The sequence below is a fragment of the Halomonas urmiana genome, assembly GCF_005780185.1.
Classification (GTDB): domain Bacteria; phylum Pseudomonadota; class Gammaproteobacteria; order Pseudomonadales; family Halomonadaceae; genus Halomonas; species Halomonas urmiana.
Map to the genome: position 1 here is coordinate 41351 of NZ_VBUI01000002.1, position 26065 is coordinate 67415.

23 protein-coding genes are annotated in these 26065 nt (G+C 68.4%); 9 read left to right on the forward strand and 14 right to left on the reverse strand.

Translation table 11 applies throughout. From position 1 onward, the window contains the following. The first annotated feature begins 189 nt into the window (after window positions 1-189). Complete coding sequence (locus FEI13_RS01500) at window positions 190-1584, forward strand: alanine/glycine:cation symporter family protein (protein ID WP_420841547.1); 1395 nt, start codon at window positions 190-192, stop codon at window positions 1582-1584. Window positions 1585-1660: 76 nt separating this feature from the next. After that, on the forward strand, window positions 1661-2770 hold the full coding sequence (gene gcvT / locus FEI13_RS01505) for a glycine cleavage system aminomethyltransferase GcvT (RefSeq protein WP_138178901.1): 1110 nt from the start codon (window positions 1661-1663) through the stop codon (window positions 2768-2770). Window positions 2771-2870: 100 nt separating this feature from the next. Here gcvT and FEI13_RS01510 read toward each other — a convergent pair whose 3' ends face one another. The 6 genes from FEI13_RS01510 to FEI13_RS01535 form a co-directional block, all read right to left on the reverse strand. Beyond that, entirely contained in the window at window positions 2871-3509 is a 639-nt protein-coding gene (locus FEI13_RS01510) for an alpha-ketoglutarate-dependent dioxygenase AlkB family protein (protein ID WP_138178902.1), read from the reverse strand. Between the two features lie 66 nt (window positions 3510-3575). Next, entirely contained in the window at window positions 3576-4118 is a 543-nt protein-coding gene (locus FEI13_RS01515) for a phosphatase PAP2 family protein (RefSeq protein WP_138178903.1), read from the reverse strand. Then, complete coding sequence (locus FEI13_RS01520) at window positions 4090-5250, reverse strand: glycosyltransferase family 4 protein (protein WP_138178904.1); 1161 nt, start codon at window positions 5248-5250, stop codon at window positions 4090-4092. The genes FEI13_RS01515 and FEI13_RS01520 overlap by 29 nt, the downstream gene beginning before the upstream one ends. A 127-nt stretch (window positions 5251-5377) precedes the next feature. Continuing rightward, the gene (locus FEI13_RS01525; protein WP_240036396.1) at window positions 5378-6241 is read right to left on the reverse strand and encodes a M23 family metallopeptidase; all 864 of its coding nucleotides are present in this window, start codon (window positions 6239-6241) and stop codon (window positions 5378-5380) included. 5 nt (window positions 6242-6246) lie between these two features. Then, entirely contained in the window at window positions 6247-7119 is an 873-nt protein-coding gene (locus FEI13_RS01530) for an acetyltransferase (protein WP_138178906.1), read from the reverse strand. Between the two features lie 72 nt (window positions 7120-7191). Next, window positions 7192-8097 carry a LysR family transcriptional regulator gene (locus tag FEI13_RS01535; protein WP_138178907.1) on the reverse strand — a complete coding sequence of 302 codons (906 nt, stop codon included), beginning with the start codon at window positions 8095-8097 and terminating at the stop codon, window positions 7192-7194. 161 nt (window positions 8098-8258) lie between these two features. Here FEI13_RS01535 and FEI13_RS01540 point away from each other — a divergent pair, with 161 nt between their 5' ends. Both FEI13_RS01540 and FEI13_RS01545 read left to right on the forward strand, forming a co-directional pair. Then, window positions 8259-8960, forward strand: coding sequence for a CoA transferase subunit A (locus tag FEI13_RS01540; RefSeq protein ID WP_138178908.1), 702 nt, complete (start codon window positions 8259-8261; stop codon window positions 8958-8960). A 75-nt stretch (window positions 8961-9035) separates the two neighbouring features. Beyond that, window positions 9036-9698, forward strand: a complete 663-nt coding sequence (locus tag FEI13_RS01545; protein ID WP_138178909.1) for a CoA transferase subunit B — start codon at window positions 9036-9038, stop codon at window positions 9696-9698. A gap of 261 nt (window positions 9699-9959) precedes the next feature. Here FEI13_RS01545 and FEI13_RS01550 read toward each other — a convergent pair whose 3' ends face one another. The 3 genes from FEI13_RS01550 to FEI13_RS01560 form a co-directional block, all read right to left on the reverse strand. Beyond that, the gene (locus FEI13_RS01550; RefSeq protein WP_138178910.1) at window positions 9960-10727 is read right to left on the reverse strand and encodes a VOC family protein; all 768 of its coding nucleotides are present in this window, start codon (window positions 10725-10727) and stop codon (window positions 9960-9962) included. Between the two features lie 194 nt (window positions 10728-10921). Next, window positions 10922-11191, reverse strand: a complete 270-nt coding sequence (locus FEI13_RS01555; RefSeq protein WP_138178911.1) for a GrxA family glutaredoxin — start codon at window positions 11189-11191, stop codon at window positions 10922-10924. Between the two features lie 172 nt (window positions 11192-11363). Continuing rightward, window positions 11364-12182, reverse strand: coding sequence for an inositol monophosphatase family protein (locus tag FEI13_RS01560; RefSeq protein ID WP_138178912.1), 819 nt, complete (start codon window positions 12180-12182; stop codon window positions 11364-11366). 182 nt (window positions 12183-12364) lie between these two features. Between FEI13_RS01560 and hybE the strand changes: the two genes are divergently transcribed. Then, complete coding sequence (gene hybE / locus FEI13_RS01565) at window positions 12365-12853, forward strand: [NiFe]-hydrogenase assembly chaperone HybE (RefSeq protein ID WP_138178913.1); 489 nt, start codon at window positions 12365-12367, stop codon at window positions 12851-12853. 136 nt (window positions 12854-12989) lie between these two features. After that, on the forward strand, window positions 12990-13760 hold the full coding sequence (locus FEI13_RS01570; protein WP_138178914.1) for a 3-hydroxybutyrate dehydrogenase: 771 nt from the start codon (window positions 12990-12992) through the stop codon (window positions 13758-13760). 125 nt (window positions 13761-13885) lie between these two features. Here FEI13_RS01570 and FEI13_RS01575 read toward each other — a convergent pair whose 3' ends face one another. Both FEI13_RS01575 and FEI13_RS01580 read right to left on the reverse strand, forming a co-directional pair. Next, window positions 13886-14425: a response regulator transcription factor gene (locus tag FEI13_RS01575; protein WP_138178915.1), complete on the reverse strand. Its 540-nt coding sequence runs from the start codon at window positions 14423-14425 to the stop codon at window positions 13886-13888. A gap of 34 nt (window positions 14426-14459) precedes the next feature. Further along, entirely contained in the window at window positions 14460-15731 is a 1272-nt protein-coding gene (locus FEI13_RS01580; RefSeq protein ID WP_138178916.1) for an ATP-binding protein, read from the reverse strand. A gap of 181 nt (window positions 15732-15912) precedes the next feature. Here FEI13_RS01580 and FEI13_RS01585 point away from each other — a divergent pair, with 181 nt between their 5' ends. From FEI13_RS01585 to FEI13_RS01595, 3 genes are all read left to right on the forward strand, one after another. Continuing rightward, window positions 15913-17211, forward strand: coding sequence for an efflux RND transporter periplasmic adaptor subunit (locus tag FEI13_RS01585; RefSeq protein ID WP_138178917.1), 1299 nt, complete (start codon window positions 15913-15915; stop codon window positions 17209-17211). Then, a complete protein-coding gene (locus tag FEI13_RS01590; RefSeq protein WP_138178918.1) occupies window positions 17208-20339 on the forward strand; it encodes an efflux RND transporter permease subunit in 3132 nt (1043 codons plus the stop codon). The genes FEI13_RS01585 and FEI13_RS01590 overlap by 4 nt, the downstream gene beginning before the upstream one ends. A gap of 72 nt (window positions 20340-20411) precedes the next feature. Further along, window positions 20412-21734 (forward strand): erythromycin esterase family protein, encoded by a 1323-nt coding sequence (locus FEI13_RS01595; protein WP_138178919.1) that lies wholly within the window; start codon window positions 20412-20414, stop codon window positions 21732-21734. A gap of 13 nt (window positions 21735-21747) precedes the next feature. Here the strand turns inward: FEI13_RS01595 and FEI13_RS01600 are convergent, their stop codons facing one another. The 3 genes from FEI13_RS01600 to ftsH form a co-directional block, all read right to left on the reverse strand. Continuing rightward, window positions 21748-22347, reverse strand: a complete 600-nt coding sequence (locus tag FEI13_RS01600) for a CBS domain-containing protein (RefSeq protein WP_138178920.1) — start codon at window positions 22345-22347, stop codon at window positions 21748-21750. Between the two features lie 122 nt (window positions 22348-22469). Further along, window positions 22470-23906 (reverse strand): sodium:proton antiporter NhaD, encoded by a 1437-nt coding sequence (gene nhaD / locus FEI13_RS01605; protein ID WP_420841548.1) that lies wholly within the window; start codon window positions 23904-23906, stop codon window positions 22470-22472. 298 nt (window positions 23907-24204) lie between these two features. Further along, window positions 24205-26037 carry an ATP-dependent zinc metalloprotease FtsH gene (gene ftsH / locus FEI13_RS01610; RefSeq protein WP_138178921.1) on the reverse strand — a complete coding sequence of 611 codons (1833 nt, stop codon included), beginning with the start codon at window positions 26035-26037 and terminating at the stop codon, window positions 24205-24207. Window positions 26038-26065 lie beyond the last annotated feature (28 nt).

A 26065-nucleotide genomic window follows, 5' to 3' on the forward strand; every position in this document is an offset into this window, starting at 1 on the left:
AGTCCTCGGGCCGCCGGGCTGGTGCAGCATCGGCATGATCCGCTATTGTGAAGGCGTTCGTCCTGTCGATTTTTCGTCGAAGCCTGGCCCAACCCTGTCATTTCCTCTTCCTGAAGGTCGGGAGAGCGCCGGAATGCATGCGGGTCACAACAACAAGCGTTAATTGGGGAGATTCTCGTGGAAGCACTAATGACATTCTTGAGCTCGGTGGAAGGCATCGTATGGGGTGTTCCCATGCTGGTCCTTCTGCTGGGTGTCGGTATCTATTTGCAGGCCGGCCTGAAGCTGATGCCGATTCGCAAGCTCGGCCTAGGCTTCAAGCTGATGTGGCAGGGGCGTGATCGCAAGCGGGCGCCTGGGGAGAAGAAGACCGAGGAGGAAGAGGGGGAGATCTCACCCTTCAATGCCCTGATGACGGCGCTGTCGGCCACCATCGGCACCGGCAACATCGCCGGTGTGGCGACCGCCATCTTCCTGGGTGGCCCGGGGGCGGTGTTCTGGATGTGGATCACGGCGCTGGTGGGCATGGCGACGAAGTTTGCCGAGGCGGTGCTGGCGGTACGCTACCGGGAAACGGACAGCACCGGCTACCACGTCGGTGGTCCGATGTTCTACATCAAGAACGGTCTCGGCAAGAAGTGGCTGTGGCTCGGCGGCGCCTTCGCCTTCTTCGGCGCGGTGGCGGCCTTCGGTATCGGCAACACCGTGCAGTCCAACTCGGTAGCTGAAGGCTTGAGTGAGTCACTGGGCATGCCTCACTGGCTGACGGGCCTGATCCTGATGGTGCTGGCCGGCGCCGTGATCCTCGGCGGCATCAAGCGTATCGCCAAGGTCGCGGGCAAGCTGGTGCCGATCATGGGGATCGCCTACGTGCTGGCGGGGATATTGGTGCTGATTCTCAACGCCGACCAGATCGGTGAAGCGTTCGGCATGATCTTCTATCACGCCTTCAATCCCATTGCTGCCGCAGGCGGCTTCGCCGGCGCGGGGGTGGCCATGGCGATTCAGTTCGGCGTAGCGCGCGGCATCTTTTCCAATGAGGCCGGGCTGGGCAGTGCGCCCATCGCCCACGCCGCGGCGCAGACCAAGAACCCGATCCGTCAGGGCTTGATCGCCATGCTGGGCACCTTCATCGACACCGTCATCGTCTGCTCGATCACTGCGCTGGTCATTCTTACCAGCGTCGAGTGGAGTGGAGGTGAGACCGGTGCGCGCTTGACTGCGGTTTCCTTCGACCTGGCGCTGCCGGGCGTAGGCGAGTACGTGGTGACCTTCGCCCTGGCGGTTTTTGCCTTTACCACCATCCTGGGGTGGTCCTTCTACGGCGAGAAGTGTTTCCAGTTCCTGTTCGGTACTCGCTCGATCACGCTCTACCGGGTGCTGTTCATCCTGGCGATCCCGCTCGGGGCCATGGCCAACCTGAATCTTGTCTGGGTACTGGCGAGTGTCTTCAACGCCATGATGGCCATCCCCAACCTGATTGCCCTGGCGCTGCTGTCGCCGGTGGTCTTCAAGCTGGCCCGTGACTACTTCGACGGTAAGGAGATCCTGCCGGGCGAGGAGCTGGACCACGACAAATCCTGAGGGGTGAGTCAGGCAAGAGAGGTGCCCCGAGGGGCACCTCTCTTGCGTTGGCCCCCTCGTCACGAGAGACGACGACATGAGTGAACTCAAGCATACCCCCCTTCACGCCCTGCACGGGGAACTGGGTGCCAAGATGGTGCCCTTCGCCGGCTACGACATGCCGGTGCAGTACCCGCTGGGGGTAAAACGCGAGCATGAGCATACCCGCCAGGCCGCCGGGCTCTTCGATGTCTCCCACATGGGCCAGGTCCTGCTGCGCGGCCCGCGACCCGCCGAGGCCCTGGAGACCCTGGTGCCGGCCGATATCGTCGGCCTCGCCGAGGGCACGCAGCGCTATGCGTTGTTCACCTCGGAGGAGGGGGGCATTCTCGACGACCTGATGGTGGTCAATGCCGGCGATCACCTCTACCTGGTGGTCAACGCCGCCTGCCGCGAGCAGGACATCGCTCATCTGCGCCGGGGCCTGCCAGATCACCAGGTGGAGGTGGTCGACCGCGGCCTGCTGGCGCTGCAGGGCCCCCAGGCCGTCAGCGTGATGCAGCGCCTGTGCCCCGAGGCCTGCGAGATGGTCTTCATGCAGCACGGTCACTTCACCATCGATGGCATCGACGTCTGGGCCAGCCGGAGCGGCTACACCGGCGAGGATGGCTTCGAGATCTCGGTGGCGGCCGAGGACACCGAGGCCCTGGCGCGTCGCCTGCTGGCCGAGGAGGAGGTCGAGGCGATCGGCCTGGGCGCGCGGGACTCGCTGCGCCTCGAGGCCGGGCTCTGCCTCTACGGCCACGACATCGACACCGGCACCACGCCGGTCGAGGGCGGCCTGATCTGGGCCATCGGCAAGCCGCGCCGGCGCGGCGGCGAGCGGGCCGGCGGCTTCCCCGGCGCCGACCTGATCCTGCACCAAGTGGCCAAGAAGGATCACCGCCGCAAGCGCGTGGGGCTGCTCGGCGAGGGCCGCGCGCCGGTGCGCGAGGGCGCCGAACTCTTCGATGCCGAGGGCGGCCATCTGGGTCACGTGACCTCCGGCGGCTTTGGCCCCAGCGTCGGTCGGCCGGTGGCCATGGGCTACGTGGCCATCGAGGCGGCCGAGGTCGGTACGACCGTCTATGCCGAGGTGCGTGGCAAGCGCCTGCCGATGACGGTCAGCAAGATGCCCTTCGTCACCCCCGGTTACCATCGCGGTTGAACCGCTCGTCGGCGGTTTTATACCGTTATCTGTTATCAGCAACACATAGCGGCCATCTCGAACGGGGTGGCCGTTTTGCAAGGGCGTCGAGGAACAGGGATCAGCTGGCACGGCCGTCCGCAGGCGGCGGCTGCACCCAACGAAAGGTCAGGCTGATGCGCAGGCCCTCGATGCGACGCGGCAGCAGCGCATGCTGCAGGCGGCGCTGCACCCCGGGACCCATCAGCAGCAGGCTGTCATGGGGCAGCCAGGCGTTGAAGGCCGCGGCTTCGCGCTGCTTCCAGCGAAAGCGCAGCGGCCGCTCGGCGCCGAGGCTGACCGCCACGATCAGCGGGTCGGCGCCGAGCTCGGGCTCGTCGTCGCTGTGCCAGCCCATACGCTCCTCGCCGTCGGCGTAGCGGTTGAGCAGCACGCTGTTGAAGTGTGCCGCCTGGCCCGCGGCGGCCAGGCGCTCGACCACGGCATCGCGGATCGCCGCGACGGCGGGGTGCCAGGCCTCCGGGCAGAAGTCGCACCCCGAGTAACGATAGCGAGCCTCGGGACTACCCATCCAGACCTGGTGGCGTGGGATCGGATGCTCGCGACCGTAGAGGCGCAGGGTCGGACGCTGCCAGGCCAGTTCACGATCGAGCCGCGTCAGCACCCCGGTGGCGGCAGGTTCGCCCAGCAGACCGGAGAACCGCGTCAGGGGCGGCGCCTCGAGCAGAGTCTCACAGGAAGAGGACGATAATCGGGACATCGGCTCAGGATGCCATCCCATCATGCCCTGGGCCAGCGGGGCTGGCATGCTGGTCCGACGACAGGCTCAGCCGAAGAGCGCGAGGCTGAGCATCGCGAAGGCCGTCCCGAGCAGAGCACCGGCCAGCACGTCGCTGATGTAGTGCAGCCCCAGGCCCACGCGGGAGACGGCGATCAGCAGCGCGATGGGGACCAGCCACGGCAGCAGCCAGGCGGCGTGCACGGCGGTCAGCAGGCAGAAGAGCACCGCATGCATGGTGTGCCCGCTGGGGAAGCTGTAACGGTCGCGAGCGGGTTCCCCGCAGCGGATGATTCCGGTGAAGGTGATGAAGGGACGCTCGCGGCACAGGCGCGTCTTCAGCACCCGATAGCAGGCGATGGCCACCAGGGCGGTGGCGGTGTATTCGACTAGCCGCCGCCCGCCGTTCACCGAGTCGAGCAGCGGCTGAGCCAGGATCAGCCCGACCCACAGCGGCCAGTCGCCCAGCCGGCTGGCCAGGCGCAGCAGCATCAGCCAGGGTCGGTGGACATTGCAGCCGACCAGGCGGCGGCAGAGCTGCCACTCGATGAGGTCCAGGCGATCAAACACGGCAGGGGGGAGCGGCTTCATCGTCGACCTCCAGCGGCTGGGTGAGGGTGGAGAGGAAGGTGTCGGCGATCGCCGGCCAGCGATACGCCAAGGCGCGCTCGCGTGCCGCACGCCCCAGCCGGGCATAGCGGGCTGGTTGCTGGCACAGGGCGACCGCCGCCGCCTGAAAGCCGGCCGGGTCGTCCGGCGCCAGGCTGAGGCCGTTGTGGTCGTGATCGATCAGCTCGGCGCCGGCGGCGTGGCGAAAGGCCACCACCGCCAGGCCGCTGGCCATGGCCTCGAGTACGACATTGCCCCAGGTCTCGGAGACCGAGGGGAAGACGAAGAGGTCGGCGCTGGCGTAGTGGCGGATCAGGCTCTCGCGATCGACGAAGCCGGTGAAGTGGGCCTGGGGCAGGGCGCGCTCCAGGGCTGCGCGTCCCGGACCGTCGCCGACCACCACCAGGCTGAGGTCGGGGCGCGCCGCGAGCATCGCGGAGAAGGTGTCGCGCAACAGGGCCAGGTTCTTCTCCGGCGCCAGGCGCCCGACGTAGAGGGCCACCGGACGGTGGGCATCGCTGCCCCAGGCGGCGCGCAGCGCCGGGTCACGGTGCGCCGGAGAGAAGCGTTCGCCGTCGATGCCTCGCGCCATCACGCGCACGTTGGCGAAGCCCTGCTCGAAGAGCTCGCGGGCCTGGGCATGAGTCGGTACCAGGGTCGCCGCGGTGCGATTATGGAAGTGCCGCAGGCGGCGCAGCACCAGCGGCGCCAGCCAGGGCAGGCCGTAGTCACGACAGTAGTGATCGAAGTTGGTGTGCCAGCCACTGATCACCGGGATGCCCAGCCGGCGAGCGATGCGCAGCGCCGACCAGCCCAGCGGGCCCTGGGTGGCGAGGTAGATCGCCGCCGGGCGCTGTTGGCGCCACAGGCGCTGGATGGCCCGCCCGGCCGGCAGGCCGATGCGCACCTCGCGATAGCCCGGCAGGGCCAGGCCGCGAACGCGAAGTTCCGCTTCGATGCCCTCGGCGCGTGGCGTGACAGGCCCGGCGGGGCGCGGGCGGACCAGCTGCAGTGCCACCCCGCGTCGTTCCATCTCGGCGCTCAGCCGGCCGAGGGTGTGGGCGACGCCGTTGATATCAGGGGACCAGGTGTCGCTGACCAGGCAGATGCGCATGGCGCTCCTCGTGCGGTGGCGGGCCCGACCGGGCCTGACACCGCCGAGGATGGGCATCGCTCATGACAGGCCCACGACGCCACGGTGACGATGGCGTGACGCCGCGGCAATCGCCGCGCGCCTTGGTTCACCGCAGTATCTGCGCGGGGTCAACGGGCTTGCCGCCGTGGCGCATGTCGAAGAGCAGGCGCGGCCCGCCGTCGTGGCGGCCGACCTCGCAGACCGGGGTGCCTCGGCTGACCCGCTCGCCGCTTTCCACCAGTGGCCGCTTGCACAGGGCATAGACGCTCTGCAGGTTATCGACGTGGTGCACGATCACCACCTGGCCGAGCTGGCGCATGCTGTCGGCGAAGCGTACCTCGCCATCGGCCACCGCCTTGGCGCGGCTGCCCGACGCGGTGGCCAGCAGCATTGGCTGCAGGGCACCGCGCTGGTCGGTACCGAACGGGCGGGCCACCCGATAGTCGTCCAGCGGCCAGGGCCAGCGTCGTGCCGAGGCGGGCAGGTTGCCGGGGTCCGGCAGCTGCTTGCGCCCCGGCCGGGCGCTCTGTCGCTTGTTGGTGGTGCCGGAGGCGGAGGCACTCGCCTGGCGCGCGCCCAGCGGTACCTGAATCAGCTGGCCGACCCTGAGCTCGGTCGGCACGATACCGGGGTTGGCCGCCCGGATGCGCTGGGCGTTGGCGCCGAAGCGCCGAGCGATGGCGCTGTAGGTGTCGCCGGGCCGCACCCGGTAGCGATACGGGCCGCCGGAGGGCGCCCGCTCATCGCGGGCGGGCACCATCAGGCGCTGACCCACCACCAGGTGCCGGGCGTCGACGCCGGGGTTGAAGCGCTCCAGGCGCACCAAGGGCACCTCGGCTCGCCGGGCGATCTGTCCCAGGGTGTCGCCACGCTGGATGGTGACCCACGCGCCGGCGATGTCGTGGGCGGAATCACCCTCCCGGCTGTGTCCGGCACAGCCGGCCAGCAGTACCGTCAGGGCGATCAGCAGCCAGGTCAACGGTGAGCGTCGAGTCGGCGATCCTTGTCCTGCCACAGGGCGTTGAGCCATGACTGGAAGCGTTCCTTGTAGTCCGTGTTGTCGTGATAGTCCCCCTCGATCATCCAGGTGGGCACCTCCAGACGCCGCGCCTCCAACACCATGCGGCCCTCGCGGCCGCAGAGAAAGTCCCAGAAGCTCGGCGCGGGATTGTCGTAGTGCAGGGTGACATCGAGGATGCCGCCGAGCCGGTCGCCGAGCAGGCCCACCACCTGGGCGATGCCGCCGGCACGGGGGCTCAGCAGGTGTCGATAGGGGGCGCCCTGGGCCGCCTGCTTGTCGGGGGTGAAGCGGGTGCCCTCGATGAAGTTGTAGATCGCGATGGGCCGCTCCCGGGCGTGTCGACACATGCGCTCGGTGGCCTCGCGGTCGCGACGCGCCAGTTGAGGATGGCGCTCGCGCTGCTCGCGGCTCAGGCGGCGCAGCATGGGAAACTCCATGGCCCAGAAGGCCAGTCCGACGATGGGGATCCAGATCAGCTGGCGCTTGACGAAGAAGTGCGGCATGGGGATGCGCCGATGGAAGGCGAAGAACAGCAGGAAGATGTCCGTCCAGCTGCGGTGGTTGGAGAGCACCAGCCACCAGCGGTCCCGGGACAGGCCCTCGGGCAGCTGCAGCTCCAGGGGCGGGCGCAACCAGCGGCGCATCCACCACAGATTGCTGCCCATCCAGTTGAGCGCGACCCAGTTGAGGCCCGTCAGCACCCGGCGACGCCAGCGGCGCCCTGGTGTCCCCAGCTTGATCAGGGTCAGCAGGATCAGTGGAATCCCCCAGGTCAGGGTGGTCAGGCTCAGCAGCAGGAGGCTCACGAACCCCTTTAGGGTCGACATGCCTGTCTCCTTGACGGGTTTTACGAGGCGTTCATGCTAATGGATCGGCCGCGAGCTGCCCAGCTGAAGGGCTCACCGACGCGGCGGGAGCCCCGGGGTGCGGATGGTCTCGGCCAACACCCGCTGCAGGGCCAGGGCGGCGACCGAGAGCTCGTGACGGTTCCAGGTCAGCACGCCGACGTCGCGCTCGATGATCGGATCCTTGAGCGGCACGCAGACCGCGCCGAGTTCCTGCATCTGCTCGATGCACAGCGACGGCACGGCGCTGACCCCCAGGCCACTGGCGACCATCCTTCCCACGGTGGCCAACTGATGGCACTCGAAGGTCACCGGCAGCACGAGTCCGCGTCCCTCCAGCGCCTGCTCGAGCAGCCGGCGTACCATGGAGGGGCGCTGCAGCGCGATGAAATCACGAGTCATCAGCGTCGCCCAGTCGAGGCTCGGCCGATCGGTCAGGCGCGACTCGGCCGGCACCACGGCGACGAAGCGGTCGCGAAACAGCGGCGCGAAGGAGAGGCTGCCGGTGGCCTCGGGCTCGAACGCCAGCCCCAGCTCGACCTGTCGGGCGCGTACCATCTCGATCACCTGTTCGTTGATCACATCGTGGACCGTCACATTGACCTTGGGGTGTCGCTGTCGGAAGGCGCGCAGCGCCGGCGGCAGCAGGGTGCTGGCAAAGGAGGGCATGGTGGCCACCGCCAGGCGCCCGAGCTGCAGGGTGAAGCGCTGGCGAAGCAGCTCCTCGGTGTTGTCCCACTCGGCGATCAGGCGCTTGGCCAGCGGCACCAGCGATTCGCCCTCCGGGGTGAGGCGTACACTGCGGGTGTTGCGGATCAGCAGACGCCCGCCCAGGCTCTCCTCCAGTCCCTTGATCGCCAGGCTCAGCGCCGGCTGAGAGAGGTGGAGGTGCTCGCAGGCCTGGGTGAAGCTCAACGTTCGCGCCACGGCGAGGAAGGCGCGCAGCTGCTTGACGGTCATGGCGTGCTACCAAGGTCGAATTTATGAGGTTATTTTATTAATCAATAAATAAAACAAACTTAACAAATATATTGGCAGAAGTAACACTGGCCTGACACTCTGCCCATGCACTCCCACAGTTCACTTCCACCACTCATCCCACAACAATGCGAGGCGCCACGATGGCCGGATTCGACAAGCGTGTGTACTCCTACGAAGAGGCAATGGACGGCATCGAGAGCGGCATGACCGTGATCGCCGGCGGTTTCGGTCTCTGCGGCATCCCCGAGAACCTGATCGGCGAGATCAAGCGCCGCGGTGTCAAGGACCTGACGGTGTGGTCCAACAACTGCGGCGTGGACGGCTTCGGCCTGGGCCTGCTGCTGGAAGACAAGCAGATTCGCAAGATCCATGCCTCCTACGTCGGCGAGAACGCCCTGTTCGAGCAGCAGATGCTCAACGAGGAGATCGAGGTGGTGCTGACGCCTCAGGGCACCCTGGCCGAGAAGATGCGCGCCGGCGGCGCCGGCATCCCTGCCTTCTTCACCGCCACCGGCTACGGCACGCCGATCGGCGAGGGCAAGGAGGTGCGCGAATTCAACGGCCGCCACTACATCCTCGAGGAGTCGGTGGTCGGCGACTTCGCCATCATCAAGGGCTGGAAGGCCGACCGCTATGGCAACGTCGTCTACCGTGATACCGCCCAGAACTTCAACCCGATGGCCGCCACCGCGGGCAAGATCACCGTGGTCGAGGTCGAGGAGATCGTCGAGCCGGGCGAACTCAAGCCGGATCAGATCCACACCCCGGGCATCTACGTCGACCGCATCATCCAGGGCTCCTTCGAGAAGCGCATCGAGAAGCGCACCGTGCGCGAGGGCTAACGAGCCCCGCCTGTGACCTCCGGCGACCCGCCGGCGCTCTTCCTGCTTCTCCACCGACCAACAAGAGGCAACACGATGGCACTCACCCGCGAACAGATGGCACAGCGCGTGGCACGCGAACTCGAAGACGGTTTCTACGTCAACTTGGGCATCGGCATCCCGACCCTGGTGGCCAACTACATCCCCGACGGCATCGACGTGATGCTGCAGTCGGAGAACGGCCTGCTCGGCATGGGGCGCTTCCCCACCGAGGAGGAGGTTGACCCGGACATGATCAATGCCGGCAAGCAGACCGTCACCGCGCGGCCGGGCGCAGCGATCTTCTCCTCCGCCGAGTCCTTCGCGATGATCCGCGGCGGCCACGTCGACCTGACCGTGCTCGGCGCCTTCGAGATCGACCAGAACGGCAACATCGCCTCCTGGATGATCCCGGGCAAGCTGATCAAGGGCATGGGCGGCGCCATGGACCTGGTCGCCGGCGCCGAGAACATCATCTGCACCATGACCCACGCCTCCAAGCACGGCGAGTCCAAGCTGCTGGAGTCGTGCAACCTGCCGCTGACCGGCGCCGGCTGCATCAACCGCGTGCTGACCGACCTGGCCTATCTCGAGATCAAGGACGGCGCCTTCCACCTCAAGGAGCGCGCGCCGGGCGTCTCCGTCGAGGAGATCAAGGCGCTGACCGCGGGCAAGCTGGTGGTGCCCGACCACGTGCCGGAGATGACCTTCGAGGCGTGATCCAGCACGTCGCCCTCGAGTGAGGCACATGCCAATCGACGGCCCGGGCCCTGCGTCCAGGCCGTTGTCGTTGCGGGCATCGAAAGCGGGCATCGTGAGGGGTGTCGAGAGAGGAAAGCCGACGCCGGGGAGTGTCGTGAGGCATTCCGCTCGCTGCCGAAAATCTGATCACTTAGGGCCTGGGCCCCCGTTATCCGGGCCGCCGAGGCTTTCCCCGGGGTGATGCACAGCGTTATCCACAGATTCTGTGGATGATCCGAATCAGGTGAGTTCGCAGCGGGTGTGGTGCGGCAGCAGCAGCTCGGCGGCGCGCTCCTGGTTGGCGCTGACCTGCTTCTGTACGAGTGCCAGGCCGCCGAGGCCGATGCGGTGTTCATCGCCCTCGGCGAAGGCCAGGCGCTGCGAACGGGTGGCATAGAAGCGATAATCGAGCAGCGGCGAGATGGGGAAGAGGCCGTGATGGCGATCGTCGCTGCCGGTGAGGCCGGCCTGCTGCAGCTGCCCGTCGAGGGTCTGGATGTCGTGGCCCAGCCGTTGGCAGTCGAAGCCGACGTGGTGGATGCGCGGCCCCATCACCGAGAGCCACCCGGCCAGCGGGTGGGCACGCAGCAGGGTCTGGTAGGTGTCCCAGTCGGGCATCGGCCAGGCACGGCCGTGGCAGAGCAGTGCCTGGCTGCGCGCCTCCTTCGGGTCGGCGTCGGCGACCAACGCCTTCAGGCGCTCCCGGGGCTGGCGCGACAGGGTGCCCAGTTGCAGCTCGGCAAGCAGTACCCAGCCGCCATGGGCCGGGGCGCTGAGCAGGGTGGCGAGCAGACCGCGATCGGCCATGCCGTAGCGCTGCTGGGGGCGATAGCCGAACCGCACCAGCGTCGGGATCAGCGATTCCATGGCCCAGGGGCCGTGATTGAGGGTCAGGATCGCCAGGTATTCCGCCGGCGTCTCCACCGGCCACAGCCGCAGGCCGCCGACGTCAGGATGGTGATGGACGTAGTCCAGCCACAGCTGCTGGACGAACTCTTCCCGTTGCATCGTGCCGTTTCCCCCGTCCGTGATGCCCCGTGCGTGTGGCCCGTTCTGCGTATCATGTGCGCCCGCAGCGCCAGTATAGGCAGCGAGGCCGCCAGCCCATTCAACGCGGCAAAGACGCAGTCACGCGCGGGCGGGACCCACAACGAAAACGCCGCCACCCGAAGGGTGACGGCGTCGAGGACGGCGCGAGGGGGTTAGACGCTGGCGCCCATCAGGGCGTTGGCGCGCACGTACTGATCGAACTCGGTGAAGCCGCCGACGTGGGTCTGGTCGACGAAGATTTGCGGCACGGTGTGAACCGGCTGGCCGATGGTCTTCTCCAGGTCGGCCTTGGTGATGCCCTCGGCCTGGATGTCGACGTAGCGGTGACCCTCGATAGCGCCGGCGTTCTCGAGACTCTCGGCCAGCGACTTGGCGCGGACGCAGAAGGGGCAGGCGGGGCGGCCGAAGATGACGACGAACATGAAGCGGCTCCTGGCACGGCGAGGTGCGTGGCAATGGATGATGGGGAAAGAGGATCGGTATTGTGAAGGAGCGCGCGACCTTTCGCCAATAGCCGCCGCCTTGGGCGGCGATGGCGGCGCGCTATCGGTGCTATCGGCGCTCGCGGGGGGGGGGCGGCGGCCGGTGATCGTCCTACAGATCGACCTCGCCGGCATCGGCGCGGCGCAGCAGGTCGCCGAGCGCCACATGAACCTCGGGGGCGGTGACCAGCAGGTTCTCGCCGTAGAGGTCCTCCGGAATCGCCGCCGGGGCGGGATAGAGATGCCCGGTGCGAGCGCCGGCCTCGCGGGCGATCAGCCAGCCCGCGGCGCAATCCCAGGGCGAGACGCTCTCGTAGTAGGCGTCGAGCCGACCGCAGGCCACGTCGCACAAGTCCAGGGCGGCCGAGCCGTTGCGCCGGACGTCCTGGCAGTGGCCGAGGACGGCGGTGAGACGGCGCATCAGCGGCGGGCGGCTGTCACGGCGGTAGGGAAAGCCGGTGCCCACCAGGCAGTGGCTCAGGCTGCTGGTGCGACTGGCGTGGATCGGCTCGCCGTTGCACCAGGCGCCCTGGCCGTCGAGGGCGGTGAAGGTCTCGCCCAGGAAGGGCGCATGCACGACCCCCAGGCGCGTCCTGCCTTTGCTGGCCCAGCCGATGGAGACCGCCACGTGATGCAGGCCGTGGGCGAAGTTGACCGTGCCGTCGATGGGATCCACCACCCACAGCGCCTGAGGGGTCGAGAGCGCCTCGCGGTCAGGGGCCAGCTCCTCGCTGAGGCGGGCCTCGTCGGCAAACTGCTCCTGAAGGCGCTCGCTGATCCGCGTGTCCACCTCGACGTCGGTATCGGTGACCAGTTCATGGCCGTGCTTGTAGCGATGGCCGAAGGTCTGACCCTCGCGGGCCTCGATGATCATCTGACCGGCTTCGCGGGCGATATCGACGGCGATTTCCAGGCGCTGAGCGGGTGTCATGGCGGCTCCTTTCCTTGGCAGGGGCAAACGCTCTTCATGCTAGCAGCTCGCCGTGTCGCTGCCGAACGCCCGGTGAGAAGGGCAGGGTGCCCCGGCCGAGTGCGAGCCCCCTGTGCGCGAACCCGGTGTGTGAATCTAAGCCCGGCGACTATACTGGCGGCCTCGCCGAACCGGAGGACACCATGCAGGCATTGAGTGCCGCGCAGTACGCGCGGCTGGGGCACCTGGCCGAGGCCTGGACACGCCGCTACCTGAGGGACGCCAAGACCGAGCCCCACTTCAACCCTCGGCTCGCCGTGGATGCGCTGTGCTTTCAGCCCCAGCCGCTGCCCGACGGTCGCCACGGCCTACTCGGGGCGCTGGTCACGCCCGTCTCGCTGTCGCTGACGCTGGTGGTCGACGACCAGGCCGCGCCGCCGCCCGATGAGCCGCGCCTGACCCTGGCGCTGCCCTCGGGTCGCTACCCCTTAGCCTGGGAGCCCTTGGGCGACACTCGCGATGGGCGTCATGGTGAGGATGACGGTGACGGCCAGCTTGAGCTCGAGGGCTGCTGGCGCTGCGTGCTGCTGGAGGATCTCTCCGATCTCGACTCTCGTCAGGCGGCCAGCCGCCTGGCTCAGCAGCTGATGGAGCGCGTCATGACCCCACCGAGCCCGCCTCCTGATGGATGACGCACCGCGTCATTCGCCTTATGCTGGTGGTGCAGCGCCAACGCCATGAGCGCGACGACCACTACAACATCACCATCACCGGGCCCTCGGGGCGCGCCCCGTCGCCCCGGAGCGATCCGATCAAGAGGAGTCACGCATGACCGCCACCCCTTCCATCCCCCGCGTCGCCCTGGTCACCGGCACCAGCAGCGGCATCGGCGAGGCCGTGGTCCGCCACTTCTGCGAGCAGGGTCATCAGGTGCTGGCCGTGGACTTCAATCCGGCTGGCAAGGAGGTCGCCGAGCAGGCCGGCGCGGCCTTCTTTCAGGCCGACTTGACCGATGGCGAAGCCTGCAAGGCGGCGGCGGCGGAGGCGATCAAGCGCTTCGGTCGCGTGGACATCCTGGTCAACAATGCGGGGATCCAGCACGTCTCGCCCATCGAGACCTTCCCGGAGGAGAAGTGGCGCCAGATCATCGACCTGATGCTGACCGCGCCCTTCCTGCTCACCCAGGCGGTGTGGCCGAGCATGCGCGAGAGCGGCTGGGGCCGCGTCGTCAACATCGCCTCGGTGCACGCCCAGGTGGCCTCGCCGGGCAAGGCCGCCTACATCAGTGCCAAGCACGGCATGATCGGCCTGACCAAGACCGCGGCGCTGGAGGGCGGCGGTCAGGGCATCACCGCTAACGCCATTTGTCCGGCCTACGTGAAGACCCCGCTGGTCGACAACCAGATCGCCGATCAGGCGAGGATGCATGGCATGGAGGAGCAGGAGGTGATCGAGAACATCATGCTCAAGAATGCCGCCGTGAAGCGGCTGATCGAGCCGAGCGAGGTGGCGTCGCTGGTCGCCTACCTGACCTCCGATCAGGCCGGCGCCGTCACCGGGGCAAGCTGGAACATCGACCTGGGCTGGACGGCGCAATGACCCGGCTTCGCCGGGAGCTGTAAGCCATAAGCTTGAAGCTGTAAGAAACCCTTGCCACCAGTAACGCTGGTGGCATTTTGCGGCTTACGACTTACGGCTTACGGCTTACGGCTTACGACTTCAGTTCAGCGCCTGACCGGGCGTTTCTGCAGCTTGCGCTGCAGGGTGCGGCGGTGCATGCCCAGCGCCCGCGCCGTGGCGGAGATGTTGCCGTCGTGCTCCTGGAGCACCTTCTGGATGTGCTCCCAGGTGATGCGATTGACCGACGGCGGGTTGTCGGCCAGCTCCATTTCCGGATCGCCTTCCTCCCGTGACAGGGCGGCGAGCACCTCGTCGGCATCGGCCGGCTTGCACAGGTAGTTCACCGCGCCCAGCTTGATCGCCTCCACCGCGGTGGCGATGCTCGAATAGCCCGTCAGCACGATCACCCGGCACGCCGGCACCAGCTCGAGCAGCTCGGGCAGCAGCTTGAGGCCTGACTCGTTCTCCAGCTTGAGGTCCAGGGTGGCCAGCTGGGGCTGGTGACGACGCGCCAGGGAGAGCGCCTGGGCGGCGTCGTGGGCCACCATCACCTCGAAGCCGCGGCGCGTCAGCGCCCGGTCGAGCACGTGGCAGAACATCTCGTCGTCGTCGATGATCAGCAGGCGTTCGGCGGTCTCTTGCATGTCGTCCTCGCAGGGTCGGGGAATCCCGGAGCCGTCAGGTCGTCGTCTGGCTGCGCGGCAGAGTCACTTCGGTGAGGGTGCCGCCGTCGGGGTGATTGTACAGGCTCACGCCGCCGCCGAAGCGGTTGATGGTGGCGTGGGTCAGGAACAGGCCGATCCCCAGCCCCTTGCTCTTGGTGGAGACGAAGGTCTCGCCCAGCTGGTCGGCGATGGACATCGCCACGCCCGGGCCGTGGTCGCGGATGTCGATGATCACCTCCTCGCCGTTCCACTCTAGGCGGATGACGATGTCGTCCGGGTTGGCATCGGCGGCGTTGTTGAGCAGGTTGGTCAGCGCCTGGTCGAGGGTGGCATCCACCGCCAGCCGCGGAGGATCGCGCCGCTCGGCGACCTCCAGACGGTGGCTGACGTCGGGACGCAGGACCAGCCAGCGCTGCACCACCCCAGCAAGCCACGCCTGGGCATCGCACACCTCGGGTTCGGCCATGCGCCGGCGATCGGCGCTCTGCACCAGGTGGCGCAGCCGCGACTTGCAGGTATCGACCTGCTGGCGCAGCAGCTCGATGTCCCGCGTCAGCGCCGGGTGGTCCCTGGCATCCTCGCGCATTTCGGCGAGCAGTACCGCCATGGTCGAGAGCGGGGTGCCGAGCTCGTGGGCGGTGCCTGCGGCCTGGGTGGCCACCGCCAGCACCTGCTCGCTGCGCAGCGCCGCCTCGCGGGTGCGCGACAGCGCCTGGTCCCGGCGGCGCAGGGCATGCGCCATCTTGAAGATGAAGAAGGTCACCAGCCCCGCCGAGAGCCCGAAATTCAGCCACATGCCCAGGGTGTGCAGGCCGAAGGTGGTCGTGCCATCCCCCTGGGCAAGCTGCGGCAGCGGCTGGTAGACCACCATCAGGAAGGTGTAGGCGGCCATGGAGGCCGCGGCGATCAGCCAGGCATGGCGCCAGGGGAGAGTGGCCGCGGCGATGGTCACCGGGACCAGGTAGTAGTTGATGAAGGGGTTGTGGGCGCCACCGGTGAAGTAGAAGAGCAGCGTCAGCCCCGTCACGTCGATCATCAGGTGGCCGAGGTACTCCTGGTGCGTGACCGCCCGGGGGCGCCCCAGTCGCCACCAGGTGGCGATATTGATCACGCCCATGGAGACGATCACCGCGATCACCGCGGGCACCTGCAGCGAGAAGCCCAGCAGCTCGATGCCGATGATGATGGCGGCGAGAAAGCCGGTCCAGGTGATGCCGCGCACGATGGTCAGCCGCACCAGGTTGCGGTTGGGGGTGGAGAGCGGCAGGGGAAGGGCGGCTTGCATGGCGACTCCGCGAGGCGAGTGGGGGCCGATGATACCCGATCCGGTGGCCGGACGGGGCGAGCCGCCGCCGTGCCCGGCTGCGGTCGAGTGTCGCCTCGTCCCGGTAGATGACTGTGCCGACAATCACCGGTCGATGGCTGTATATTGTGGGCTGTTGATATGCCCGGTGGAACCCAGCCCGATGCTCAGACGCCTGCTCCCCCTGTTGATCCTGGCCCTCGGCGTGGCGGCCTTCCTGTGGCTGCGCGCGACCCGGCCCGAGAGCCCCAGCGTGACGCCCGAGGAGCGGAGCTGGCGCGTCGAGACCCTCGCGGCGACGCTCGAGCCCCGGGCACCCATCCTGCCGTTGTACGGTGAGATCATCGCCCCCGACATGCTCACCGTCACCGCGCCCCTGGCCGGGCGGATCGCCGAACGCCCGGTTCGCGAGGGGCAGCGGGTGGCGCGCGGCGAGCGGCTGGTGGCCCTGGACGAGGCCGACGTGATGCCCCCCCTGCAGCAGGCCGAGGCCGAGGTGGCGGATCGCGAGGCCCAGGTCGAGAACGAGCGGGTGCGTCACGAGAGTGACCTCGACGCCGTGGAGCGCGAACGCGAGCTGGTCGACAACGCCCGCCGCCAGCTGGAGCGCACCCGGTCACTCAGGGCCCGTAACCTGGCCTCCCAGTCCGATCTTGACACGGCGCGCAACGAGCTGGCCCGCGCCCGGGTGACGGTGGCGGCCCGAGAGCGGGCGATTGCCGAGCACCCGGCGCGCCTGCGCGCACTAGAAGCCGGCCTGAACCGTGCCCAGGCCTCTCTTGCTGCGGCGCGCCGAGATGCCGAGCGCAGCCGCGTCGATGCACCCTTCGACGGCATCGTCACGCGTATCAGGGTCGCCCCGGGCGATCAGGTCGCGGCGCGCAGCGAGCTGCTCAGCGTCTATCCCGAGCGCGGCCTGGAACTTCGCGCACGCATCCCCCAGCGCCACCAGGGCGAGCTGCTGGATGCCCTGTCGCGGGGGGAGCGCCTGGTGGCCACGGACGGGCAGGGCGCGCGCCTTGTGCTGACCGGGCTCGCCGGCGAGGGCGACCCGGCCGGCACCGAAGCGATCTTCCGCCTCGAGGAGGGTGGCGAGCGGCTGCGCCCTGGCAGTCTCGTGGCCGTGTCGCTTCAGCGCCCGAAGGTGCCGGGCAGCCTCGCGGTGCCCTACAGCGCGCTCTATGGCAACGAGGCCCTCTACCTGATGGACGAGGCGAACCGCATGCAGCGCCTGGCGGTGACCCACCATGGCGACGTGGTGCGCGACGACGGCGAGCGCTGGGCGCTGGTCAGCGGCAAGGCGCTGGCCGACGGCGACCGGGTGATCGTCACCCACCTGCCCAACGCCATGCAGGGGCTGCTGGTACAGAGCACCAGCGACGAGCCAGCCATTGGCGACGAGGGAGACGACAGCGCTGGCAGCGTCGAGGAAGACGATGGCCACGACGAGGTCGCCTCGTGAGTCGCCGGCGCGGGGTGATCGGTTTCTTCGTCCACCACCGGGTCGCCGCCAACCTGGTGATGCTGGTGATGCTGCTCGGCGGGGCGCTGGGTATCTCGCGCATGAACATCCAGTTCTTCCCTTCCTTCGCCCTGGACGTGGTCAGCGTGCGCACGGTGTGGAGTGGCGCCTCGGCGGAGGACATCGAGCAGGGCATCACCATCCCCTTCGAGCAGCGCCTGCGCAGCATCGACGGCCTGAAGCGGATGACCTCCACCTCGGCCCAGGGCGTCTCGAGCATCACCCTGGAGTTCAACGAGGGCACCGACCCCATCCTGGCGCTGGATGACGTTCGCCAGCAGGTCGACGAGTTCACCAACCTGCCCTCGGAGGCCGAGGAGCCCCAGGTCGCCCGGACGGCACGCTACGAGCCGGTGGCCCGGCTGCTGGTGCACGGCGAGGTCACCCCGCAGGAGCTTCGCCACCTGGCCAACCGCTTCGAGGACCAGCTGCTGCAGGCGGGCATCGACCGGGTAGAGATCAGTGGCCTGCCCGACCAGCAGATCAGCATCGAGATCCCGGCCGAGCGCCTGCAGGGGCTGCAGCTGAGCCTCGGCGAGATCGCCGAGCGCATCGAGGCGATGTCTCGCGACCTGCCGGCGGGGCTGCTCGGCCAGCAGGACAGCACCCGCGAGCTGCGCGCCGTGGAGCAGCGCCGTGACGCCCTGGCCTTCGCCGACCTGCCGGTGCTCAGCGGCGAGCGGGTCCAGCTGCGCCTGGGCGACATCGCCGTCATCCGTCAGGAGGCGCGCGAGCCCTCGGTGACCCTGAGCAGCGATGGTCACCCGGCGGTAGAGCTGATGCTGCAGCGAAGCGAGAACGGCAACTCACTGGCCGCCGCCGACGTACTCAATCGCTGGCTCGACGAGACACGCCCCCAGCTGCCGCCCTCGGTGGAGCTCGAGGTGCATGACGAGACCTGGCAGCTGATCGCCGAGCGCATCTGGCTGTTGATCAGCAATGGCCTGGGCGGCCTGGCCCTGGTGCTGCTGCTGCTTTACTTCTTCCTGCCCGCCCGGGTGGCGCTGTGGGTCGCCATCGGCATCCCCACCGCCTTCCTGGCCGCCATGGCGGTGTTCTGGGTGATCGGTGGGTCGATCAACATGATCTCGCTGTTCGCGCTGATCATGGCGCTTGGGGTGATCGTCGACGACGCCATCGTGGTCGGCGAGGACGCCGATGCCCACTTCCGCGGCGGTGAGCCCGCCCGCCACGCCTCCGAGGGGGCCGCCAGACGCATGCTGTGGCCGGTCATCGCCTCGTCGCTGACCACGGTGGCCGCCTTCATGCCGCTGCTGCTGGTGGGCGGGGTGATCGGCAACATCCTCGGCGATATCCCGGTGGTGATGATCTGCGTGCTCATTGCCTCCCTGCTGGAGTGCTTCGTGGTGCTGCCCGCCCATCTGCGCAACGCCTTCGTGCCGGGCAAGACGCCGCGGCGCCACCCGCTGTCGCGGCCCCGCGAGCGCTTCGAGACGGTCTTCGAGCGCTTCCGCGAGGGGCCGTTCCGGCGCTTCTCGGCGCTGACCCTGCGCCACTGCGCCGCGACGCTCGCCTCGGCGCTGGCGGTGGTGCTCTTCACCGTCGGCCTGCTGGCCGGGGGGCGCCTGGAGTTCACCTTCTTCCCCACGCCGGAACCCAACATTCTCTATGCCAACGCCAGCTTCGTGGCCGGCACCGATCGCGGCCGCGTCGACGCGCTGCTGACCCAGATGCAGGCCGCCCTGGACGAGACCGAGGAGGCCTTGGGTGGCGATCTTGTGCAGCATGCGGTGACCCGTCACGGGGCCACGCTCGCCAGTGGCCAGCCAGGACGCAGCGGCGACAACGTCGGCTCGATGATGATCGAGCTCACCCCCTCGGACGACCGCGACGTGCGCAACGCCGAGTTCATCCGCGCCTGGCGCGCGCGGATGGCCGAGCCGGCGGGCCTGGAGAACCTGACCATCAACGAGCGCGCGGCGGGGCCGCCCGGCAAGGACGTCAACATCCGCCTGACCGGCGAGTCGGCCGACGACCTCAAGGCCGCCGCGGAATCGCTCTCCCGTTCGCTGCGCGAGCTGCCCGGAGTGCTGGATACCGAGGACGACATGCCCTGGGGGCGCGAGCAGCTCATCTATCGGGTGAATGCCCATGGCGAGGCCCTGGGGCTGACTACCCTGGACCTGGGTCGACAGCTCAGGGCGGCCTTCGACGGCCGCCTGGTGCAGATCTACCAGGACGGCGCCGACGAGATCGAGGTGCGGGTGCTGCTGCCCCGCGCGCAGCGCGAGCGGCTCTCGACCCTGTCGCGGCTGACGGTGCGCACCCCGGAGGGGCGCTTCGTGCCGCTGGACCAGGTCATGGCGCTCGACCATCGTCAGGGCTTCGAGGCGCTGCGCCATGCCGATGGCCGCCTGGCGGTGGAGGTGACCGCCGAGCTCGACAGCGAGATCACCAACGCCGAGCAGGTACTCGATGCCGTCTCCGAGGAGGTGCTGCCGACGCTCGTCAGCACCCACCGGCTGCGCTACAGCTTCGAGGGACGCGCCGCCGACCAGCGCGAGACCTTCGCCGACATGCGTACCGGGCTGATCATCGGCCTGGGGCTGATGTACGTGGTGCTGGCCTGGGTCTTCGCCTCCTGGAGTCTGCCGCTGATCGTCATGGCGATCATCCCGCTGGCGCTGGTCGGAGCCCTGCTAGGGCACTGGGCGCTGGGACTCAACCTGACCATGCTCTCGCTGTTCGGGCTCTTCGGCCTCTCCGGCATCGTGGTCAACAACGCCATCATCCTGGTGGCCTTCTATCGCCACCAGCGCCACAAGGGGCTGGCCATCGACGCCGCGCTCAACGAGGCGGTGGTGCAGCGGGTGCGAGCCGTGCTGCTCACCTCGCTGACCACCATCGGCGGGCTCACGCCGCTGCTCTTCGAGACCTCGCTGCAGGCGCAGTTCCTGATCCCCATGGCCGTCTCCATCGCCTTCGGCCTGGCGTTCTCGACCCTGCTGGTGCTGGCCGTGATCCCGGTGCTGCTGAGCTATCTCGAGCGGCTGCGCGAGCGACTCGGGCGCAGCGAGGACGTGCCCACCGGGCAGCAGCGGGCATGAGCCTGCCGTTCGGCGCCACCGGGGCTAGACTGTCAGCGTGGACTTCGCTGCGTTCACCTGGAGGTGCCTGTCATGACGACCGAGCTTGCCTGTGTGCGTGACCTGGCCACGCGGCTGGAAGGCCGTGCCAGCGACCATGATGCGCTGCTCGACCGGGTCGGCGATCGGCCTTTCGTGCTGCTCGGCGAGGCCTCCCACGGTACCGCCGAGTTCTACCGCCTGCGCGCCGAGATCACCCGGCGGTTGATCGAGGAGAAGGGCTTCGAGGCGGTGCTGGTCGAGGCCGACTGGCCCGATGCCCTGCGCCTGGACCGCTACGTGCGGGGTGGCGGCGAGGACTCCCTCGCCGAGGCCTTCGAGGAGTTCGAGCGCTTTCCCCACTGGATGTGGTGCAACCACGAGGTGCGCGACTTCATCGCCTGGCTGCGCCAGTACAACGCCCGCCAGCCGCTGGCGAAGAAGGCGGGCTTCTACGGCATGGATCTCTATAGCCTGCACCGCTCGGCCGAGGCGGTGATCGCGTACCTGGAGGGGGTCGACCCCGAGCAGGCCGAGGTCGCCCGCCGGGGCTATGCCTGCCTCGATCATCGCGGCGACCCCTTCCATTATGGGCGCAACGTGGCCTTCGGCCTGAGCCCCTCCTGCGAGCGGGCGGCCGTGGGATTGCAGGTGCGGCTCATGGAGCGGGCCGCGGCCTACCTGGCGGCGGACGGGCGTCGGGCCGTCGATGCGCAGTTCTTCGCCGAGCAGAATGCGCGGGTGGTGGTGAATGCCGAGGCCTACTATCGGGCCATGTTCGCCGGCCGGGTGGATACCTGGAACCTGCGCGACGACCACATGACCGAGACCCTCGCCGAGCTGCACGACCACCTGCGTCGCCAGGGAGGCGCGGGCAAGGTGGTGGTGTGGGCCCACAACTCCCACCTGGGCGACGCCCGGGCCACGGAGATGGGCTGGCGCCAGGCGCAGCACAACGTCGGTCAGCTGGCGCGCCGGCGCTTCGGAGCCGAGCGGGTGCTGCTGGTGGGCTTCACCACCCACACCGGCCATGTCACCGCCGCCCGGGACTGGGACGGACCGGCCGAGCACCGCTGGGTGCGCCCGTCACTCGAGGGCAGCGTCGAACGGCTCTTCCACCAGAGCGGGCTCGAGCGCTTCTACCTGCCGCTTTCGCCGGACCGTGCCGCGCCCCTGAAGGCTCACCGGCTGGAGCGGGCGATCGGAGTGATCTACCGCCCGGAGACGGAACGGGGCAGCCACTACTTCCAGGCCTGCCTGGCCGAGCAGTTCGATGCTCTCTACCACCTGGACGAGACCACGGCCGTCGAGCCGCTGGCCCTGGGGCCGCACTGGCAGCGTGAGGCCATCCCTGACACCTACCCGTTCGGGGTGTGAGCTACGCCCGGCGTCACAGCTCGCGGCCGAGCACCACCTTGCAGATGTCGGCGAAGCTTCTCGCCTCGGCCAGTCCGCCCGGGCGATAGCCAAGCACGCGGGCGATGTCGGCCGCCGAGATCACCCCGCGGATGCGCTCCCGGTGACGCGGGGTCGCTTCGGTGACCAGCAGGTGCTGGTCACCGAAGCTCTTCAGCGACTGCACCAGATCATCGAGGGTCAGCGCGGCCAGCGTCTCCAGGGTGAGCGTCGGGGTCTTGTGCAGCGGGGTCTGGACCATGCCGACGGTGACGTCGCCACGGTCGATGCCGTGCTGCTGCATGGCCAGCGTGATCAGCCGCCCGCCGATCACTTCCCGGGCGGGCAGCACGCCACTGCAGCGTCCCTGGTCGTCGATCACCAGCAGCAGGCGGACGCCGCCGCTGATCATCTTCTGATGGGCCTCGTCGACGGGCCGGTCGGCATGGATGGTCTGGGGGGCGGTGCGTGCGAAGTCGGTGAGCACCATCATGGCCGGACTCTGGGCGTCCAGAATCAGCGACTCGGGCGTGGCGATGGTCGGGCGGACGTTGAGTGCGACCGGCTGGATCGGGGAGGGGGAGAGGGGCGTCATGGGGAACTCCGTATCGTGGTGGTCAGGAGAGGCCGCCTTGTGCGGCCCCTGCTGAGCTCACCGTTTCATGAGTTCCTTATGGCTTTCTTAAGTCACCAGGCTGCGCCTCTGTTGCGGGTGGCTCAGCCGAGGAGCCGGAAGCCCGGAGCATTCATCCAGAGGTGCACGACGATGCTGGCCGCGTAGCCCAGGCCGATGACCGGCGCCCAGCGCAGGTGGGTGGCGAAGGTGTAGTTGCCCCGCGCCTGGCCCATCAGTGCCACCCCGGCGGCGGAGCCGACCGAGAGCAGGCTGCCGCCGACACCGGCGGTCAGGGTGATCAGCAGCCAGTTGCCGAGCGACATGTCCGGCTCCATCGAGAGCACGGCGAACATCACCGGGATGTTGTCGACCACCGCCGAGACCACGCCCAGCACGATATTGGCCGAGATCGGGTCCCAGCCGGTGTAGAGCGTCTCGGAGAGCAGGGCCAGGTAGCCCATGAAGCCGAGGCCGCCGACGCACATCACCACGCCGTAGAAGAACAGCAGGGTGTCCCACTCGGAGCGGGCGATACGGGTGAAGACGTCGAAGGGCACCACGCTGCCGAGCTGTTCGAGCTTCTTCCAGTCGCCGCGCTGGGTATAGCGGGTGCGCTTGCGCTCCAGCGACATCGGCAGGCTGCGCCGTAGGTAGTAGCCGAAGAACTGCAGCAGCCCGAGGCCGGTCATCATGCCGAGCACCGGCGGCAGGTTCAGCAGCGTATGACAGGCCACGGCGTTGGCTACGGTGAATAGAAACAGGGCGATGATGCGTCGTGCGCCGCGCTTGAGCCAGACGTTCTCTTCCAGGGCGTCGGGCTTCCGGTTCTTGATGAACAGGCTCATGATCACGGCCGGGAGCAGGTAGTTGACCAGCGCCGGCACCAGCAGGGCGAAGAACTGGTCGAACTCCACCATGCCGGCCTGCCAGACCATCAGGGTGGTGATGTCGCCGAAGGGGCTGAAGGTGCCGCCGGCATTGGAGGCGATGACGATATTCACGCAGCACAGGCCGATGAAGCGCTTGTCGCCCTCGGCGACCTTGAGCACCACGGCGCACATCAGCATCGCCGTGGTCAGGTTGTTGGCGATGGCCGAGATGCCGAAGGCCAGCACGCCGGTGATCCAGAACAGTGAGCGGTAGCTGAAGCCTCGTCGCACCATCCAGGAACGCAGCGCATCGAAGACGCGACGCTCCTCCATGGCGTTGATGTAGGTCATCGCCACCAGCAGGAAGAGCAGCAGTTCGCTGTATTCCAGCAGCGTCTCCCGGAAGGCCTCCTCGGCCGCGTCGGGCAGGCCCGCCTGCACGTAGACCCAGCCGATCAGCGTCCAGATCAGGCCGGCGGCAATCAGCACCGGCTTGGACTTGCGCATGTGCAGCTGCTCCTCGGCCATCACCAGCGCGTAGGCGAGCAGGAACAGCGTCACGGCGCTGAAGCCGGAGAGCGAGTGGGTGAGCATCAGCGGCCCGGCGGCGGCCTGGGCCAGCGGGGCGCTCAGTAGGGTCATCAGGCCAAGCACGAAAAGAGCAGGCATCCGGGCGCTGTGCCTGGGCCTGGGGTGGGGGCGGGGTAGCATCGACATCGGAGTGGTGGTTCCCGGGGAGACTGGGGTGCGAATAATAGGGTGCAAATAGTACGCTCGCAATCGGATTCGCGTAGCGCGAGCACCGTCGGCGACCGGGCCGCGGCGGTCGCGATGCCGGCCGATAGCGGGCCAGGCCCTGGCGCGCGGAGGCGGAGTATCGCGGCGCTGTCTTAAGGATTTCTTAAGGCGTTCTCAAGTGCGCCTCACAACCCGATCAAGCGCTTGCCAAGAGCACCCTAGTGGAGGCTCAAGACGGGCTCGAAGGTGCATCAGGGGGTGACGGCGCCATCGGCGGGAATTCCGCGGCGGTGAGCGTCTCGCGCTCGAGCAGCAGGGCGGCGCCGGCCTCGAGGTCGCCGCGCCGCTCTGTCAGCGTCTGCCGGGCCAGGGCGTAGGCCTCGTCGACCAGCTGGCGCACCGAGAGGTCGATCTCCCGGGCGGTGGCCTCGGCGTAGTCGCGGGGCTGGCTGAGGGCGTACTGCTCCCCGAGGAAGGCCTGACGATCCTTCTCGTAGACCACCTGGCCGGTCTCGTCGGCCATGCCGAAGCGGGTCGCCATGTCCCGGGCGATCTCGCTGGCCTTGGCCAGGTCGTCGGCGGCGCCGGTGGAGACCTCTTCGAAGATCAGCTGCTCGGCGGCGCGGCCGCCCATCAGCACCGCCATGCGGTACTTCAGGTCGCTGACGGACTGCAGGAAGCGGTCCTCGGTGGGGCGCTGGATGGTATAGCCCAGCGCGCCGACGCCGCGGGGGATGATCGAGACCTTGTGCACCGGATCCATGCCCGGCAGGGAGGCGGCCACCAGGGCATGGCCCATCTCATGGTGGGCGACCACCGCGCGCTCGTGGGCATTGAGCAACCGGCTCTTCTTCTCGAGGCCGGCGACGATGCGCTCGATGGCGTTGGTGAAGTCCGCCATGGCCACCGTCTCGCTGTCGCGGCGGGTGGCCAGCAGCGCCGCCTCGTTGACCAGGTTGGCGAGGTCGGCGCCGGTGAAGCCCGGGGTCAGCGAGGCGAGGTGGTCGAGGTCGACGTCGGGGGCCAGGGCGTGGATCTTGCCGATGTGCACGCGCAGGATCTGTAGCCGGCCTTTGCGTTCGGGGCGATCCACCAGCACCTGGCGGTCGAAGCGGCCCGCGCGCAGCAGGGCCGGATCGAGGATCTCCGGCCGGTTGGTCGCGGCGAGCAGCACGATGCCGGTAGAGGGATCGAAGCCATCCAGCTCCGAGAGCAGCTGGTTGAGCGTCTGCTCTTTTTCGTCCTGGCCGCCCATGGCGCCCGGCCCACGAGCGCGACCCAGGGCATCCAGCTCGTCGATGAAGATGATGCAGGGCTTGGCCTTGGCGGCCTGTTCGAAGAGGTCGCGCACCCGAGCCGCGCCGACCCCGACGAACATCTCGACGAACTCCGAGCCGGAGATCGAGAAGAAGGGCACGCCGGCCTCGCCCGCCACGGCCCGGGCCAGCAGGGTCTTGCCGGTGCCGGGCGGGCCGACCAGCAGGATGCCCTTGGGAATATGTGCGCCGAGCCGTCCATAGCGCTCGGGATCGCGCAGGAAGGCCACCACTTCCTGGAGCTCGTTCTTGGCCTCGTCCACCCCGGCGACATCCTCGAAGGTCACCTTGGTCGACGTTTCCACGTAGACCTTGGCCTTGGACTTGCCGATGGACATCATCCCGCCGAGGCCGCCCCCGCCGGTCATGCGGCGGATCAGGAAGGACCAGATGACGAACAGCAGGATCAGCGGGATGACCCATGACAGCAGCACGGTCAGGAAGGGGTTCTGGGGGCGGCCGTCGAAGGTGATGTCGTATTGCGCCAGCCGCTCGGCCAGGCCGGGATCGACGCGGTTGGTGGTGAAGGCGGTCTGGCCGTCGGGCTGGGGGGAGGTGAAGGTGCCGGTGAGACGATCGTCGCCGACCCGCACCTCGGCGATGCGGCCCTCCTCCAGCAGTCGGGTGAATTCCGAGTAGGGAATGGGGTCGGTGGTCTGCCAATTGCGGTAGACGTTCTGGAAGGTCAGGAAGAGCATCACGGCGATCAGCACGTAGATCACGTTGAAGCGATGATTGGGTTCCATGCCGGTTCCTCGCAACGCGGCCTCGCCG

Bases quoted from the DNA above. Each gene is read 5' to 3' on its own strand.
- FEI13_RS01500 (WP_420841547.1), top strand. From the start codon at position 190: ATGACATTCTTGAGCTCGGTGGAAGGCATCGTATGGGGTGTTCCCATG.
- gcvT (WP_138178901.1), top strand. From the start codon at position 1,661: ATGAGTGAACTCAAGCATACCCCCCTTCACGCCCTGCACGGGGAACTG.
- FEI13_RS01510 (WP_138178902.1), bottom strand. From the start codon at position 3,509: ATGTCCCGATTATCGTCCTCTTCCTGTGAGACTCTGCTCGAGGCGCCG.
- FEI13_RS01515 (WP_138178903.1), bottom strand. From the start codon at position 4,118: ATGAAGCCGCTCCCCCCTGCCGTGTTTGATCGCCTGGACCTCATCGAG.
- FEI13_RS01520 (WP_138178904.1), bottom strand. From the start codon at position 5,250: ATGCGCATCTGCCTGGTCAGCGACACCTGGTCCCCTGATATCAACGGC.
- FEI13_RS01530 (WP_138178906.1), bottom strand. From the start codon at position 7,119: ATGTCGACCCTAAAGGGGTTCGTGAGCCTCCTGCTGCTGAGCCTGACC.
- FEI13_RS01535 (WP_138178907.1), bottom strand. From the start codon at position 8,097: ATGACCGTCAAGCAGCTGCGCGCCTTCCTCGCCGTGGCGCGAACGTTG.
- FEI13_RS01540 (WP_138178908.1), top strand. From the start codon at position 8,259: ATGGCCGGATTCGACAAGCGTGTGTACTCCTACGAAGAGGCAATGGAC.
- FEI13_RS01545 (WP_138178909.1), top strand. From the start codon at position 9,036: ATGGCACTCACCCGCGAACAGATGGCACAGCGCGTGGCACGCGAACTC.
- FEI13_RS01550 (WP_138178910.1), bottom strand. From the start codon at position 10,727: ATGCAACGGGAAGAGTTCGTCCAGCAGCTGTGGCTGGACTACGTCCAT.
- FEI13_RS01555 (WP_138178911.1), bottom strand. From the start codon at position 11,191: ATGTTCGTCGTCATCTTCGGCCGCCCCGCCTGCCCCTTCTGCGTCCGC.
- FEI13_RS01560 (WP_138178912.1), bottom strand. From the start codon at position 12,182: ATGACACCCGCTCAGCGCCTGGAAATCGCCGTCGATATCGCCCGCGAA.
- hybE (WP_138178913.1), top strand. From the start codon at position 12,365: ATGCAGGCATTGAGTGCCGCGCAGTACGCGCGGCTGGGGCACCTGGCC.
- FEI13_RS01570 (WP_138178914.1), top strand. From the start codon at position 12,990: ATGACCGCCACCCCTTCCATCCCCCGCGTCGCCCTGGTCACCGGCACC.
- FEI13_RS01575 (WP_138178915.1), bottom strand. From the start codon at position 14,425: ATGCAAGAGACCGCCGAACGCCTGCTGATCATCGACGACGACGAGATG.
- FEI13_RS01580 (WP_138178916.1), bottom strand. From the start codon at position 15,731: ATGCAAGCCGCCCTTCCCCTGCCGCTCTCCACCCCCAACCGCAACCTG.
- FEI13_RS01585 (WP_138178917.1), top strand. From the start codon at position 15,913: ATGCTCAGACGCCTGCTCCCCCTGTTGATCCTGGCCCTCGGCGTGGCG.
- FEI13_RS01595 (WP_138178919.1), top strand. From the start codon at position 20,412: ATGACGACCGAGCTTGCCTGTGTGCGTGACCTGGCCACGCGGCTGGAA.
- FEI13_RS01600 (WP_138178920.1), bottom strand. From the start codon at position 22,347: ATGACGCCCCTCTCCCCCTCCCCGATCCAGCCGGTCGCACTCAACGTC.
- nhaD (WP_420841548.1), bottom strand. From the start codon at position 23,906: ATGCCTGCTCTTTTCGTGCTTGGCCTGATGACCCTACTGAGCGCCCCG.
- ftsH (WP_138178921.1), bottom strand. From the start codon at position 26,037: ATGGAACCCAATCATCGCTTCAACGTGATCTACGTGCTGATCGCCGTG.